We start from the raw sequence: 15,455 nt of genomic DNA, 5'->3' as shown, positions 1-15,455 counted from the left end.
CAAATGGGGCGCAGCTCGGCTGCGTCCGCGGAGGTTTCGATGAAAAGGGTCATCATCTGCATTTTGGCAGTAACCGTTCTTGCAGCTCCCTGCATCTACGACGTGTTCTCTAGCGAACCATCGCCGCTGCTGGGCCTGCTTGCGGCAGCCTCGGCAACGCCTGGATTCCTATAGTCATCGCGATCTGATATCGCGAGAAGCAGACATACAAGGCACCCGCCGAGAAACGGGTGCCTTGTCTTTTTCAACGGCTGATTTTCCCAGCGCATTGATGGTGGAGCTTATTTACTGCGCTCGTTTCGCAGGGCGAACAGAGCGTTGTTCTATCCGGCCAGCGACAGAGAAGATCAGCACATCGACGTCGGCATCGATGGTGGCCCCGTCCAGAAGCCGGACGACATCATCGATCCCTGATACCGGCTGTCCACCGATTGCGAGCAGATAATCACCCTCGCGAAGACCGGCCCGTGCGGCGGGGCCGCCGTCTTCGACACGACGCAGGCGAACGGTCGTGCGTTGTGAAACGCCGGCCTCGAGCGCGATGCGCCGATGCAGCTCGACTGTATCGGCCGCAATACCGATATATCCGCGGCGGACCTCACCGAAGCGCAGAATGTCAGAGACCACATGCTTGGCGGTGTTGGATGCGACGGCGAAGGCGATGCTCTGCGCCCCTTGGATGACGGCGGTGTTGACACCGATCACCTCACCCGACGACGAGACGAGCGGACCGCCCGAGTTACCGGGGTTGAGGGCCGCATCAGTCTGGATGATATCCTCCATCAGGCGTCCGCTGGCAGCGCGCATCGAGCGCCCGAGCGCAGACACCACGCCCGCCGTGACCGTCCATTCGAAACCGAGCGGATTGCCGATCGCGACAGCGATGTGCCCGCGCTTCAGCTTCTTCGAGTCGGCAAGCTGTGCCCAGGCTCCGGACCAGTCATTGGCCCTGATGAGGGCAAGGTCGGTATCCTCGTCGCGGCCAAGGACGCGGCCTTCGACAACCGCGCCGTCGGGTGTCTTGATGGTCACGGCTTTCGCATCGCCGACGACATGATTGTTGGTGACGACGAGGCCGTCAGGCGAAATGGCAAAACCGGAACCGTGTCCTGCCCGCCCGCCGACGCGTTCAATACGGCTGACAGCCGGGCCGACTGTATCAACGGCGTTCGACACCGTTTCGGAATAGGCATCCAGCAGCCCGGCATCGGATGACGGCTGAATGTCGCGATCAATGAATCCCATGAAATTTCCTCCGACGCCCGACGCGTCGATGTTGAGGACCGGCAGCGATTGCTGAAAGCGAAGGGCTGTCAGTTCGACAGTTGAACAATGGAGGATATCAAGTGAGATTTGCGAGACCGTGTTTCAAGAGCCGCGTGGGGGACTAGCCTTCAGGGCCGTCATATCCGGAAGTGGCAAGCCGCGACGCGGCGATCTTACAGGCGGCGAGCGCTGCCGCGCCGGCATCGAGACCTCTGACGATGGCATCGATGTAACCGCCGGCAAAATAGTCTCCCGCGCCCGTCGTATCGCGCACCGGGGCGGCTGGCGGCACCTCGACGACAACGGAATGCTCCTGGCTGACGATCTCGATGGGTTGCATGCCGCTCGTCAGTACGAGCGTTTCAAGACGCGGCGCGGCAATTTCGGCAGCAGCCTGCCAGGCGCTTTGCGCTCCCTGCACGTCCGAGCGTGAAGCGATAAGGACATTCGCCGGCCGGCGTTCGGTCGAGAGCGGATACTGTGAAACCACCCGGTCGAAATCCTCCAGCTGCCGCAAGGCGGCCGAACTCATCTGCCGTGTATTGAGATAGACGAGCGACGCTTCGATCGATGGAAGGGTCTCGATCCCTGGTCGGCGGCGACTGGCCGGCGCGATGATGGTGCGTTCCCCGTTGGAGTCGACAAGAATATCGACTGCTGCCGTAGCGCCGGGCACGAGGCTGACAAAATCGGTATTGAAGCCGCGCTTGTCGAGATCGTTCAGATAGGCGCGTCCTTCATCGTCGTCGTAAAGGCGGGTGACCAGCACAACCTCATGGCCGAGGTCGAGCAGGACCAGGCCGGTGTTGAAACCGCCGCCACCATAGCGTTTTTCGATCGACTGGCAGGAAAGCCTTCCACCCGGCACGAGCGGCCGGTCGAGCCACCAGATCCGGTCGACATTGGCATTGCCGACCACCATTATTCTTGCCATTCCGTTTCCCTCGCCGCGCCTTTCCTCCGCTTAGCGCGCGCTGTCGTTCTTGCCAATGATCCTGCCGCGCAGCCAGKCGGAGGAAAGATCGATAGCATAAACGACAGCGACGATCAGGAAGATGATCGTCCAGGCTTCCGGCCAGTGATAGGCGGCAATGCGGTCCGCCAGCAGAAAGCCGATCCCACCGGCGCCGACAATGCCGAGGATGGTGCCGGAGCGGGTGTTGGATTCGAAATTATAGAGCATGATCGACAGGATCACCGGCATAGCCTGCGGCATGATGGCAAGCCGGATGGTCTGCAGAGGCCCGCCGCCTGACGCTAGAACACCATCGACGGGTTTGCGCGAAGTGTTTTCGATCGCTTCCGAAAAGAGCTTGGCGAAGGTGCCGATTTCCGAGACGGCGATAGCGAAAACGCCCGGAAGCGGGCCGAGGCCGAAGGCGCGGATGAAGATCAGTGCAAGCACGATCTGTTCGACGGCACGCAGTGCATCGAAACCGCGGCGGGTTGACAGCCGCACCCAGCCGAGCGGCATGATGTTCTTCGCGCCAAGAAACGCGAGCGGAAAGGCGATGATTGCGCCAAGCAGCGTTCCGAGGAAGGCCATCGAAATCGTCTGGCCAAGGCCGATGAGTACGTCGCTCCATTCCTGCCAGGTCGTCCAGATATAGGGCGGGAACATGAAGGAGAAGATCATGCCGAGCCGCGTGAGACCATTCAGGATACGGGTTGGCGAAAAGTCGAAGAGATAGAGGCCGGCAATKAGCGGCAGGATAAGCGCTGCAGCACCGGCATAGCGCATCAGCCGCACGCGCGGCGCCACGGTGAAGGCGCCCGGAACGCGCTGATGCAGCTCGGAAAGGGAAGAGGTGTCCGTCATGTCTCAGGTACTCCGGCCTTCGATGCCGATGATGCGGTGACGCAGCTTCTCGCTCAGGAAATCGATGATCACGACCGTGACGAGGATGATCACAAACAGCGCCGAGAGATCGGTATATTCCTGAAGCGACATGGCGGTGCGGATCTCCTGGCCAAGGCCGCCGGCGCCGACATAGCCGATGATCGAGGATGAGCGTACGTTGATCTCGAAGCGCAGCAGCGTGTAGCTGATGATGTTCGGGATGACCTGCGGCACGACCCCATAACGCATCTGCTGGAACCAGGTGCCCCCCGAAGCCCTGACGCCTTCCAGCGGCCGCATGTCGATATTCTCGTTGACCTCGGAATAGAGCTTGCCGAGCGAACCCGTCGCATGGGTGGCAATCGCCAGCACACCGGCAAGCGGTCCGACGCCGAAGCAGAAGACGTAGATCAGCGCCCAGACGATATCAGGGACAGTGCGGATGACCTCCAGATAGCGGCGGGAGGCGATCAGCAGAAAGCTGTTGGGGCTGAGGTTGCGAGCKGCCGGGAAGCTGAGGATGAAGGCGCCGAGGACGCCGAAGAACGTGGCGACATAAGCGATCAGGATCGTTTCGCCGAGTAGTTCGAGCCAGACCGGCCAGCGCCAGAACCATTCGGYAAGGTCCGAACCGAGCGTTTCGATACGCAAGTGTGGCAGCGTCTTATAGAGATATTCGCCGAGCCGGGGCAGGGAGGCCCATAATTTCCAGGTCGTGATGCGTTCACCCGAGGGCAGGTTGACCTCGGTCATGTCGAAGAAACCGCCCGTCCAGGCGGTCAGCAGGACGGCGGCAGCAAAGAGTGTGACGGAAATGAGCTGCACGATTTTGGCGCGGCTGCGGATAAGGCGGTATTCGGCCTCGAACTGGCGGATGGTAATGGAGGGTGTCGCTGTCGTCATGTCGGATCCCGGTCGTGGGAGCGCCGGATATACGGCGCTCCCGTACCTGACGTGGAGGGATATCAGCCGTTACGGCGCTGCTTCTTCAGCCAGTCGCGCATGTCGACGATCCACTGGTAGCGCTGGTGATTGACGTCGACATAGCCCTTGGAGGTGGAATTGTCGCCCCCGCTCATCTCCTTGAAGGCATCAGGCGCCTTTTCCGGCGTTGCCTTTACCGCCGCCTTGACGTCCGCAATCATATCGGCAGGCAAGTTGGTGCGGGTGGCGAAAGGTCCGTTGGTGATCTCAGGCGACTGCCAGATACGGCAGATCTCGCCCTTCGGTATCATGCCCTTGGATTCCATGCGCTGCGGAATGCCGCTGACGTCGTTGTTGATATAGGTCGCGGCGGCATCGAACTGCTTGTTGGCGACGGCCATGACACCGGTTTCGTGGGCGCCGGAAAAGGGAACGGCCGAGAAGAAGGTCTTCGGATCGTAGCCCTGCTTGACGAGGTTATAGTAGGGCACTGCATAGCCGGAGGTGGAATCCGGATCGGCGAAAGCGAGTACCTTGCCCTTGAGGTCGTCGACCGACTTGTAGCCGGAATCGCAGCGAACGGTGATGACCGAATAGTAGCCAGTCGAGCCATCCTGTTCCTGGCCGGCGAGCAGCGGCTCAACGCCGCCATTGGTTTCGGTATAAGCGGCAGCATAGGCCGAGGAGCCGAGGAAGGCGAATTCGATCTGGTCGGAGGCGAGCGCCTGGATGACGCCGTCATAGTTGCCGGCGGTGAAGATCTCGACCTTCACGCCGAGTTCCTTTTCCAGATATTGCTGGAAGCCAACGCGGCGTGCAATGCGGTCCTTTTCGTTCTCGCCCGAGAGAACGCCGAGGCGGATCGTCTTGTACTGGTCTTTCCAACCGTCGGCGTGGGCCTGGTTGGAAAGGGCAAGCGCAGCCGTTACGGCCGCAAGCATGAGGACGTTTTTCATTCCAACTCTCCTGTTGCAAAAAAAGCCCGCGGCCTTGCGGGGCCGCGGGCGAAACTCATACCGCCTGGTAAACCTTCTCTTTTGGGGTTCGGCCTGCGTTGAATGCGGTGGATGTCACGGCCTCGTCGATCTCTGCATCGAAATCGTCAGTGCCATAGATTTCGCGAACCCGTTCCTGGGTGAGATCCGCCGGCGCGCCGTCAAAGCGCACCCGCCCGGCCCGCATGGCGATGATGCGTTCGCAATAGTTGCGGGCAGTGTCGAGCGTATGAAGATTGACGAGAACGGTAATGCCGTCCTCGCGGTTGATCTTGCGCAACGCCTCCATGACGCGCGTCGCATTGGCGGGGTCGAGCGAGGCGATCGGCTCGTCGGCAAGCATTATCTTCGGGTTCTGGACCAGCGCCTTGGCGATCGCGACACGCTGCTGTTGTCCGCCGGACAATGTGCCGGCCCGCTGCAATGCCTGCGGTACGAGATCGAGCCGATCGAGCGCGCGGATCGCCATTTCCTTTTCTTCGTCCGTGAAGCGACGCAGCATGGACGAGAGAAAGCCGTGTTGGGCAACCCGGCCGATCAGCACATTGGTCAACACATCCATACGCTCGACCAGATTGAACTGCTGAAACACCATGGCGCAGGAGGCGCGCCACAGGCGCAGCTCGCGGCCGCGCAGCTTGGTAATGTCCTTGCCCTCGAACATGATCGTGCCGGATGTCGGATCGATCAGGCGATTGATCAGCCGGAGCAATGTCGATTTGCCGGCGCCGCTGCGGCCGATGATGCCAACCATCTGGCCCGCGTCGATGGACAGGCTTACGTCGTCGACCGCGTGTGTTTGACCGAAATTCTTCTTGAGGGAGTGAAGTTCAAGCACCGGAAGCCCCCTGCTTGTCAGCGCCATCAGAGACGAGGTTGAATTGTACTTAACTATCAGTCTATGAAACGAAATATATCATCGCAGTATGACACTTTTATAAAGTAATTATCCAATAATTKCCGCTAGTTATGCCATTTTTGTGAAGTAATACATCCGGAAATTCCGAATGTATTTTGTCGAGAGAAGGCGGCGGGGTATCTTCGCCGCAGGCTTTTTATGCAGCCTGTTGGAATCGCGAAACAATTCCGTCCGAATAGACCTGCCTGCCGTTGGAGAAGGTGGCGCGCACCCGCGGAAGACGACCGCGTTCGGCAATGACGAGGTCGGCCCGCAGCCCGGTCTCGATTGCGCCGCGATCCGCAAGGCCGAGCGCCCGCGCCGGATTGGCACTGACCAATGCGACAGAGGCCGGTAATCCGCCGGATCCGGCTTCTGCAAGCGCGATGATTGCCGGCAGCATGGCCGAGGGGTGATAGTCGCTGGCCAGGATATCGAGAACGCCGCTTTCATAGGCTTCGCGGGCAGAAAGATTGCCCGAATAGGAAAGACCGCGAAGCGCATTCGGTGCACCCATTGCGGTCGCAAGCCCAAACTTGCGTGCCTCCTGCGCAGCCGCCATCGTCACCGGAAACTCGCTGATGCGCGCGCCCAGTCCCTCGACGATTGCGACCTTCTCGACGCTGTCGTCGTCATGGGAGGCGATGATGACACCGTGGTCGCGCGCAGTCGCCGCGATGCCCTGGAGATTATCGACTGCGTCGTTGTTCTGGGCGCGGTTTTCCATGCGCTGCTGGACACGCTGGGCGGCCTRTTCGAGGGTGATCTTGTTATTGCGCGCGATGCTCTCGATATGACGTTCGACATCGCGGTACTGGCCCTGGCCAGGCGTGTGGTCCATCAGAGAGACGAGATCGAGAGCGCCGGCCCGCAGCAGGTCTTCGATCACGGTGCGGGCATGGGTGAAGGTGATTTCGAAGCGTGCGTGAACCTTATGGTCGATCAGAAGATCGCTCTTCCGGAGCTCGACCAGCGTCTGAATGATCGAGCGCGAATGTTCTTCCGAGCGGATGTGGCCGTAACTGCTGTTGGCGTGGAAGGACAAAGCCGCATAAGCCGTCGTGATGCCGTTGCCGGCGAGTTTCTTGTCGAGCTCGAAGATACCGAGCTCCAGCGGAAAGCGCACATTCGGCCGCGGCTCGATCTCGCGCTCGATCATGTCTCCATGCATATCGATGAAGCCGGGCAGCAGAAGCCTCCCGTGGCCGGAAATATCGGCTGTCGCCACCGGCTCGTCACGCACCTCTGCAATCATGCCGTCTTCGATCCTGACTGCGCCACGCGGTATTATTCTATCGCGCAGCACGATCTCGAAATCACTCAGCCACATTCTCTGCTCCATCCTGGATCTGTCGGGTTTGAAGGCTGATTTCGCGGTCGATGAGATCCGCGACATCGTCGGGGTGGTGAAAGACGCCGATCATCGCGACGCCTGCGGCTTTCAACTCTGCGAGACGCACAACGAGTGCACGGCGCGCATTCTTGTCGAGCGAGGCGGTTGGCTCATCGAGGAAGAGAAGCCGCTGTGGCAGGATGAGCGCACGCGCCAGATTGACCTTCTGCTGCTCGCCACCGGAGAAGGTGGAGGGATAGGCGGCCCACAGCCCCGGCTTGACGCCGAAGGCGGAGAGCCAGCGGCGGGCCTCTTCGATCGCCTCGTCATAGGGCCGGCCGGCAAGGCGCAGGGGCTCGGCGACCAGCTCATCCGCCGCTACGCGCGGACGGGCCTGCAGGAACTGCGTCACGAAGCCAATTTCCCGGCGTCGCAGAAGGGCGATATCGACATCGGCTGCGACCGTCAGGTCGATGACGCCTTCGCGCGTGTGATAATAGGCGTGGCCTGATCGCGGCACATAGGAGCGGTAGAGCGTGCGCAGCAGGGTCGATTTGCCGGCGCCGTTTTCGCCCGTCAGCAGGATGAACTCCCCTTCGCGTAGCTCGAAATCGACATTGTCGAAAGCGTGCAGGGTGCGTTTCAGATGGTGCATCTCGAAATGCTTGGCCAGGCCCTGAACGGAGAGGATCGTCTGCGCAGAAGCGGCAGGATGTGTGTGCATGTTCACCGGCTGGGTCTCCTGTCAAAGCTTCGCATGCACGAGCTGCTGGGTATATTCATGCTGCGGATCCTGGAAGATCTGGTCGGCGAGGCCCTCTTCCACAGCTTCCCCATTGCGCATCACCATCACACGGTCTGCCATCGTGCGGATAACACCGAGATCATGCGAGACGATGACGATGGTGATCCGGCGTTCACGCTGCAGCCGCTTCAGCGTGTCCAGCACCAGCGCCTGGACGCTGACATCGAGCCCCGTCGTCGGCTCGTCGAGCAGGAGCAGGGCCGGCTCAAGCGCGATTGCCTTGGCAAGCTGCACGCGCTGCTGCATGCCGCCCGAGAGTTCCGCGGGCCGGGCATCCATGCGCGCGACCGGGAATTCCGAAGCATCGAGCGCGCCCCTGGCGCGGGTACGAAGTGTCGCGAAATTCCGCTCGCCGGCAATCAGCAGCCGCTCTGCGACATTGCCGCTGCTCGTGTTGTTCATCCGGAGCCCGAGATGCGGGTTCTGGTAGACGATGCCGATATGGCGTGCTCGCAGCATGCGCCGCTCGAAACGGTCGAGCGTGAGGAGGTTGAGATCCTCGCGGCCGGGCAGTGCCAGCCTGTATTCGCCGCCGTCGGCTCTGTCTTCGAGGTTCATCATACGCAGCAGCGTCGATTTACCCGAGCCGGATTCGCCGACGATGCCGAGCACTTCGCCAGGATAGACGGTGACATCGACGCTGCGCAACGCCTGCACATCGCCAAAGCTCTTGCGGATGCCGCTCATCGTCAGGATGGGCGAGGACAGCATCAGCCGCGGCGGCTGGCGCCCGGAAGCAGAAAGATTGGAAGCAGAAAGATTTGCGGCACTCATTGCTCGATCCTGCCTTGCTTGTAGTAGGTCTCGCCGATGGCAACGGCCTCGCCATCCCGCTTTTGGATATGCTTGACGCCGTACTGACTGTCGGAGACCTCGAAGGCCGAAGAGCCGTCGTCTTGCGGCAACTCGTTCATGAAGTAGCCTGTTACGCCGCTGCGGTGACAAATCTTGTCAGCATGATCCTCGACCCGGTAGGGCACGTCGTCGAAGACGAGCGGTTCGACGCGCGTGTAGGGCGGCACCGCGTGGATACGTTTTTCGCGGCCGGCGGAGAGGATCGTAAGGTTCGCCGCCTGGTTCATCTTCGGCACGTCCCAGCGTGGGATCGGCGACGGTGTCATCACATGCCGGCCGTTGACCATGCTCGGATAGCTGGAGCCCTGCATGATGCGGCCGGAGCGCACGAGCTGTTCGTAGAGCGTCAGCCAGAGCTGGCCGTAATCCGCATCGCCATGCATGATACGGGCTTCCGACATGTCCGGCTGGACGGACCGCAGCGGCTCGGGATTGGGAACCTGCAGCACGAGGATCTGGTCTTCGCGCAGCTTCTCCTCGGGAATGCGATGACGCGACTGGATAATATCGGCCTCCAGCGTATCCAGCGTCTCGCGCGCCGAGCTGACGCGGCGCAGGAATCTACGGATGCTGCTTGCATTGACGGAATCGTCGGCCCCCTGGTCGATGACCTTGACGACGGAGGTCGGTTTGAGAAGGGTCAGCGTTACCTGCAGCCCGCCGGTGCCCCAGCCACGGGCAATCGGCACCTCGCGGCTGGCATAGGGGACTTGATAGCCGGGAATGGCGATGGCCTTCAGGATGCGGCGGCGCATCTCGCGCTTGGCGGATTCGTCCAGGAAGCCGTAGCTGAAGGCCGCCCAGGGTTTGGTCAGTTGATCGAGTTTCACGGCATTGCCTTTTCGAGGTCGGCCTGCTTGGCCGCGCTGGTTTCATTGGCTGCCTTGTCGGCCTTCACGCGCCTCAGTGCATCGAGGCTCGACTGGAAGGTGACATAGTGGGGTAGCTTGAAGTGAATGCAGAAGCCCGAGCTTTCGACGGGTTCCGTATGGTAGAGGACGAACTCCTCATTCGAGGCCGGATGAGGATTGGGCTGATTGGATGCGAGATCGAGCGAGGCGGCGGCGATGACCTTCACCTCGTTCCAGCCGAAGGTGGCGGAAAAGCCGAGCTCCAGGCCCTTGCTCTTGGAGATGACTTCCGTCTGGCTGACACGCACGCGTCCGGCGCTGAAGAGCGTGCCGCGCGGGTGGCGGATGCGCACTTCGGCTTCGGCGAGCCGCAATTCGTTGACGGTCGGATGTACGCTTCCATAGCCGCGCATGGTGGAGTAGCCGAGCGCCAAGGTGCCGCCGGTATCTGCACGCGCAAGGCTCTGCAGCTTGTGCGCGCGGCTTGCCGGGAAGAGCAGCGGCTCGCGGGTGACATCGGGGATCTCGTCGAGCGGCACGTTCTCGGTCGGCGTCTCCGCGATCAGGCCCTGCGCCTTCTGCCAGTCCGTCAGCGACGGCTGCGTGGCCGGCGCCGGTTTATCTGCCGCCTCCACAGGCTCGGGAACGAAAGCCGCACCGTTCAGCACGCCGACATTCAGCAGCCGGTGCGAATAATCGAGCGTCGGTCCGAGAATCTGGCCGCCCGGGATGTCCTTGAAGGCGGCCGAAATACGCCTGACGGTGAAGAGATCCTGCTGGCGAACCGGTTCGGCGATCGTCAGGCGCGGCTGGGTGGTGCGATAGGCGCGCAGCAGCAGCACAGCTTCGTAGAGATCGCCGCCGGACTGGGCGAGCGCAAGTGCGGCAAGCTCCGGCGCATAGAGCGATGCCTCGCCCATGACGCGGTCGACGAGATAGGGCAGGCCTTCGCCGATTGCGTCGACACGGGCCTTGTCGATCTGCCCCAATTCTTCGCGATAGAGGCGTTCGGATTGTTCAATGGCGTGCTCGCCACCACGTGTTGCAACATAGGCCATCAAAGCACCTCTATCTTTATAGAGCGGGGAATGCCGACCAGGCTTGCACCGTCGGCAAGATAGATGTCCCAACCAAGCGGATAGCGGATTGCTTCGGCGCGGAGTGCCCAGAAATTCGGATGCACACCGCCGATATCGATATCGATGGAACCGTTCACGCCGGGGCCGGCCAGGCGAAGCCGAGTTCCTGCACCGATCTGTGCCTGCGCGAAGATCGTTGCCGATGCATCAGGATAGAGAAGGTTGCCGGACAGCATCGCCGAAAGTGCCGACACCGCGGTGCTATCGCTGATCGATGCGAAGACATATTCCGCCTGCGGCAGGGCAACGGCGTTGGCGCCGGTTCTGGTGATATCGGCTTTCAATCTTTCGTCTGCGCAAAAGAAGCTGCATTCGCGATCGAGCAGGCTTTCGGCCAGTGCGAAAAGGCCCGGAACGGGCAGGGGTTGGACGCGACCGGGGCGGGCAAGTGCCCAAATCAGCGCTTCGAAGGTGGCGTTGGAGCGCATGTCTTCATCAGTCGGAAGGAGCAAGCTCTGTGTCATCAGAAGGTCTCCATGCGCACGCGCGTCGCTTCGACCTTGCGCAGCTTGATGTCGTCGTCCTCTGTCTGGCGATGCTGTGCGCTGGTCAGAAAATTCTCGATGCCGGCCTTGCCGATCTCGGCTGTGAAACTCGCATCGATGACGGCCATGGCCATCGCATGTTCGAGATCGCGCCCGATGATAGCGCCATAGCCTTCCACGCCATAATCCGGCAGGCGGATATGGGCTTCGGACATCAGCACCTCGCCGAGGTGGAAGGCGATGTTCTGCACGGTATCGGTATAGGGCAGCATCGCGAGGCCGGTGCGGTTTACGAAAACCTCAACCGGTCCGAGTTCATCGAGCAAATCCTCTGCGACGGCCTTGATTTCTTCGGCATMGGCCCTCGCAAGTATGTCGAGCATGCTCGCATGGCTGAAGCTGGCAGGGGGCGCGCCGGCTTCCGTGGTGTCATTCATCGTCCTGTCCTTTCGCCGGGGTCGCAACGCGATCCTCCGGCTCGTTGTCAATGCTGAATTGCACGCGTTCGCCGGCCCAGACCGTCTCGGAATAAGCGATCGGCCGGGCTTCCATGTCGACGTCGGTCTTCTGGACGACGAGCACCGGCTGCTGCTGCGACTGTGCGAGAAGCTGAGCCTCATCGCCAATCGCGCGACGAGTGAGGATCATCGTGCTCTGCCTGATATAGTCAGGAATACCGAAGGCAGCGTAGATGCTGGTGACAGATTCACCTGCGCGACGCCGCAGATGCATGTTCGGGAAACGTTCCACCGGATGGTATGAGTGACTGAGGCTGATCGGCACGTCGTCGGCAAAGCCGCGTCGGGCGATCATGTAGACCTTTGCGCCTTCGGGAAGCTTCAGCGCCGCAGCGACGCCGGGCGGCGCCACGATCTCGGACTCCGAGACCGGCTGGCCGGAGGGGACGCGTCCCTGTTCGAGCAGGTTTTTGCGGAAGCGTGTTCGCCGGGCGATATTGTAGGTGAGGACCGAGTGCTCTTCCACAAAAGTGCCGCGTCCCTGTTCGACCCGCACCTTGCCGGCTGAGGCAAGCTCTGCAATCGCCCGCCGCACGGTGTGGCGGCCGACGCCGAACTGCTCCATGATCTCGGTTTCCGTCGGCAAGCGGCTTCCCGGTTGGAGCGCTCCCGACGCAATATCCCTGTTGATCTGTTTCTCGACGATCTGCCACTGGCCAGACCGTGATCTCCCGTCGATCGAATGTTGTTCTTCAATCATTCGGATGAATCCTAAATTCATTCGGATGACTTAACATAACGGCGATCGGTGACGCTTTTGTGTAAGTGGCGGAGATGCGTAGTGTCACTAACGAACCTAGCCGTCGTGACAAGGCGGGGCGAGCCGATCCGCAAGGTCTGGGCTGACGGATCAGATCATCAGCCGCTGCGCAGCGACATCGACCGATAGGCGTCATCGGCTCACGCCAATGCCCGACGCGCAACCCCGTTACGACGGACCGGTGGCGTCAGGTGGCCTTGTTCGGGCACGCTTGCGAAACGAGACTTAAACCGCGCAGGGATTTTCTGCCGGCACTGTGAACCAGTGCGGGCCGTCTTCGGCCATATAAATGTGGTCTTCGAGGCGAACACCGAATGCGCCGGGGAAGACGACCATCGGCTCGTTCGAGAAGCACATGCCAGGTGCCAGTGGGGTCTTATTGCCCCGGACGATATAAGGCGCCTCGTGGATTTCGAGGCCGAGGCCATGGCCAGCGCGATGCGGCAGGCCGGGCAGGCTGTAGTCCGGGCCGAGGCCATGCCGTGCCAACACGTGGCGGGCTGCAGCATCGAGGCTTTCACAGGGCGCACCAAGTTTTGCTGCATCGAAAACGGCCTGCTGTCCCTCGCGCTCGATTGCCCATGCACGTTCGAATGCGCCATAGCCGCTGTCGAGCATATAGGTGCGCGTCAGATCGGAGTGATATCCATCGATGCGGCAGCCAGTATCGACGAGAATGACGTCACCAGCCTGCAGGATCTGTTCGCCATCCGCCCCGTGCGGCAGCGAGGTGGCTTCGCCGAACGAGACGATGCAGAAGCTTGAGCCACCCTCCGCACCTGCAGCCCGATGCTGCTGGTCGATGAAGCGCACCACATCCGAGGCGGCCACACCAGGCGTGATCATATCGTGGACCTTGCGATGAACATCCAGCGTGATGCCCATCGCGTAGCGGATGATCGCGATCTCCGCAGGCGATTTGGTGGCCCGCAGCGCGCGGATCATTGGACCGCCGTCAACAAGACGCGCAGCGCCCATCACGCCGGTAAAAGCGTGATAGAAGGCAAGCGGCAGCGCGTCGTCGAGCGCGAGCTTGCCGGACGGGCCGACCAGCCGCGAGACCAATGCGGCAGGGCTTTCCTCTTCTTCCCAAACGGCAATGTCGCCCGGCAGATGCGGCAGGGTTTCGACGCGGCTACACTCGAAGCCGGGTACGATGTAGGTGAGCTTGTCGTCGGTCACGACCGCGCCGAGCAGCCGCTCGCTCAGGTGCCAGACGAGGCCGGTGAAATAGCGTAGACTTTCGGTCGGGCCGAGCAGGGTGGCGGCAATGCCGTCGGCCTGCATACGTTCGCGCAGGCTCGACAGGCGGCCGCTTCTTTCTTCGTCTGTGATAGCGGCGACAGGATGGGACCAGATCGGAAGAGACACGCTATATATCCGTAATTTTTGCCGAAATTGAGTGCTTGATTCCAGCATAGGGCAATTGTAGGCACTGTGTCGACAAACATTCCACAGGATTTCACCATGCTCGTCAGCGAATACACGATACCCGGCGTCCATGTCCGCGACCATCTCGTCGACGTACCGCTCGACTGGAAAAGGCCCGATGGCGCGTCGATCAAGGTCTTCGCGCGCGAGGCCTGTGATCCCGCGCGCAAGCAGGAAAAATTGCCTATCCTGCTCTTCCTGCAAGGCGGCCCAGGCGGCAAGTCGCCACGGCCGATCGGCGGCGGTCCATCTTGGCTTGGCGAGGCGCTCAAGACCTATCGTGTCGTGCTGCTGGATCAGCGTGGCACGGGCAGAAGCACGCGCATAGAGAGCGCCACCATGGCAGCGTTTGCGGATGGAAAGGCAGGAGCAGATTATCTCAGTCATTTCCGCGCCGACAGCATCGTCGCCGATTGCGAGTATTTCAGGAAAAGCGTGTTCGGCGGTACGCGATGGGAGACGCTCGGCCAGAGCTATGGCGGATTCCTGACGCTCACCTATCTGTCGCATGCACCCGAAGGGCTGGCTGCTTGTTATGTCACGGGCGGTCTTGCGGGGCTCTCAGCCACTGCGGATGACGTCTATCGCCGCACCTATCCGCGCGTCGCCGCCAAGAACCGGGAGTACTACAAGCGTTATCCCGCCGATCGTGATCGCATTGCCCGGATCGCCGAGCGCATCGACGCCGAAGATGTCCGACTGCCTGACGGGGACCGCCTGACTGTGCGCAGGCTGCAGACCATCGGCATCGATTTCGGCATGGCGCCGGGTTACGAAAATGTGCATTGGCTGGTGGACGAAGCCTTCTCCGATCCGGAGGAAACGCGGTTCTCCGATGCCTTCCTCGCCTCGGCCTTGTCGCTGACCTCCTACGACGGCAACCCGATGTTCGTGGTGCTGCAGGAGAGCATCTACGGACAGGGCAAGGGCGCGACCGGCTGGGCGGCGGAGCGCATCCGGTCGGAGTTTGCTGAATTCGGTGAGGGGAGCCGGCCGCTCTATCTGACCGGCGAGATGATGTATCCGTGGATGTTCGAGGAAATCCGCTCGCTGCGGCCATTCCGCGATGCGGTGGAAGCGCTGGCGCGCTACGATGGATACGAGCCRCTCTATGATCCAGCCCYGTTGATATCGAACGAGATCCCCGTGGCCGCCGCGGTCTATTTTGACGACATGTATGTAGACGCGGAGCTATCGCTTGCGACCGCGCGTGATGTCGGCAACGTCCAGACCTGGGTGACCAACGAATTCGAGCATGACGGCGTGCGCCAATCGCCTGCGGTCTTCACCCGTCTGAGGCAGATGGTACGCGATCGCGGCGGTCCCCTCGGCTAAGCCGAGGGCGTTCGTCGCTG

General features: G+C 61.4%; 16 protein-coding genes. 1 reads left to right on the top strand and 15 read right to left on the bottom strand.

Translation table 11 applies throughout. From position 1 onward, the window contains the following. Positions 1-285 precede the first annotated feature (285 nt). The 15 genes from AC1DNW_RS16165 to AC1DNW_RS16095 form a co-directional block, all read right to left on the bottom strand. Complete coding sequence (locus AC1DNW_RS16165; RefSeq protein WP_113296588.1) at positions 286-1,245, bottom strand: trypsin-like peptidase domain-containing protein; 960 nt, start codon at positions 1,243-1,245, stop codon at positions 286-288. A 142-nt stretch (positions 1,246-1,387) separates the two neighbouring features. Then, a complete protein-coding gene (locus AC1DNW_RS16160; RefSeq protein ID WP_477853563.1) occupies positions 1,388-2,200 on the bottom strand; it encodes a PfkB family carbohydrate kinase in 813 nt (270 codons plus the stop codon). A 30-nt stretch (positions 2,201-2,230) separates the two neighbouring features. Further along, complete coding sequence (phnE, locus tag AC1DNW_RS16155; protein WP_477853561.1) at positions 2,231-3,085, bottom strand: phosphonate ABC transporter, permease protein PhnE; 855 nt, start codon at positions 3,083-3,085, stop codon at positions 2,231-2,233. Between the two features lie 3 nt (positions 3,086-3,088). Continuing rightward, positions 3,089-4,009: a phosphonate ABC transporter, permease protein PhnE gene (gene phnE, locus AC1DNW_RS16150; protein WP_477853559.1), complete on the bottom strand. Its 921-nt coding sequence runs from the start codon at positions 4,007-4,009 to the stop codon at positions 3,089-3,091. 62 nt (positions 4,010-4,071) lie between these two features. After that, a complete protein-coding gene (phnD, locus tag AC1DNW_RS16145) occupies positions 4,072-4,986 on the bottom strand; it encodes a phosphonate ABC transporter substrate-binding protein (protein ID WP_477853558.1) in 915 nt (304 codons plus the stop codon). A gap of 55 nt (positions 4,987-5,041) precedes the next feature. Continuing rightward, positions 5,042-5,863 (bottom strand): phosphonate ABC transporter ATP-binding protein, encoded by an 822-nt coding sequence (gene phnC, locus AC1DNW_RS16140; protein WP_477853556.1) that lies wholly within the window; start codon positions 5,861-5,863, stop codon positions 5,042-5,044. A gap of 217 nt (positions 5,864-6,080) precedes the next feature. Next, the gene (locus AC1DNW_RS16135) at positions 6,081-7,253 is read right to left on the bottom strand and encodes an alpha-D-ribose 1-methylphosphonate 5-triphosphate diphosphatase (RefSeq protein WP_477853555.1); all 1,173 of its coding nucleotides are present in this window, start codon (positions 7,251-7,253) and stop codon (positions 6,081-6,083) included. After that, on the bottom strand, positions 7,240-7,980 hold the full coding sequence (locus AC1DNW_RS16130; protein WP_477853616.1) for a phosphonate C-P lyase system protein PhnL: 741 nt from the start codon (positions 7,978-7,980) through the stop codon (positions 7,240-7,242). The genes AC1DNW_RS16135 and AC1DNW_RS16130 overlap by 14 nt, the downstream gene beginning before the upstream one ends. A gap of 21 nt (positions 7,981-8,001) precedes the next feature. Then, on the bottom strand, positions 8,002-8,835 hold the full coding sequence (locus tag AC1DNW_RS16125) for an ATP-binding cassette domain-containing protein (RefSeq protein ID WP_477853553.1): 834 nt from the start codon (positions 8,833-8,835) through the stop codon (positions 8,002-8,004). Further along, positions 8,832-9,746, bottom strand: a complete 915-nt coding sequence (locus AC1DNW_RS16120; protein WP_113296580.1) for an alpha-D-ribose 1-methylphosphonate 5-phosphate C-P-lyase PhnJ — start codon at positions 9,744-9,746, stop codon at positions 8,832-8,834. Before AC1DNW_RS16120 ends, AC1DNW_RS16125 begins: the two co-directional genes overlap by 4 nt. After that, positions 9,743-10,825, bottom strand: a complete 1,083-nt coding sequence (locus AC1DNW_RS16115) for a carbon-phosphorus lyase complex subunit PhnI (RefSeq protein WP_477853551.1) — start codon at positions 10,823-10,825, stop codon at positions 9,743-9,745. The genes AC1DNW_RS16120 and AC1DNW_RS16115 overlap by 4 nt, the downstream gene beginning before the upstream one ends. Continuing rightward, on the bottom strand, positions 10,825-11,370 hold the full coding sequence (phnH, locus tag AC1DNW_RS16110; RefSeq protein ID WP_477853549.1) for a phosphonate C-P lyase system protein PhnH: 546 nt from the start codon (positions 11,368-11,370) through the stop codon (positions 10,825-10,827). Before phnH ends, AC1DNW_RS16115 begins: the two co-directional genes overlap by 1 nt. Beyond that, a complete protein-coding gene (locus AC1DNW_RS16105; protein WP_477853547.1) occupies positions 11,370-11,828 on the bottom strand; it encodes a phosphonate C-P lyase system protein PhnG in 459 nt (152 codons plus the stop codon). The genes phnH and AC1DNW_RS16105 overlap by 1 nt, the downstream gene beginning before the upstream one ends. Beyond that, positions 11,821-12,609, bottom strand: coding sequence for a phosphonate metabolism transcriptional regulator PhnF (phnF, locus tag AC1DNW_RS16100; protein WP_477853545.1), 789 nt, complete (start codon positions 12,607-12,609; stop codon positions 11,821-11,823). Before phnF ends, AC1DNW_RS16105 begins: the two co-directional genes overlap by 8 nt. A 285-nt stretch (positions 12,610-12,894) precedes the next feature. Continuing rightward, complete coding sequence (locus AC1DNW_RS16095; RefSeq protein WP_477853544.1) at positions 12,895-14,040, bottom strand: M24 family metallopeptidase; 1,146 nt, start codon at positions 14,038-14,040, stop codon at positions 12,895-12,897. Between the two features lie 96 nt (positions 14,041-14,136). Between AC1DNW_RS16095 and AC1DNW_RS16090 the strand changes: the two genes are divergently transcribed. Then, positions 14,137-15,435: an alpha/beta fold hydrolase gene (locus AC1DNW_RS16090; protein WP_477853542.1), complete on the top strand. Its 1,299-nt coding sequence runs from the start codon at positions 14,137-14,139 to the stop codon at positions 15,433-15,435. Positions 15,436-15,455: the final 20 nt, after the last annotated feature.

It is taken from the genome of Rhizobium sp. 05L429 (assembly GCF_056397645.1).
The sequence above is the reverse complement of the archived record's forward strand: the minus strand, read 5'-3'. Positions and strand labels throughout refer to the sequence as shown.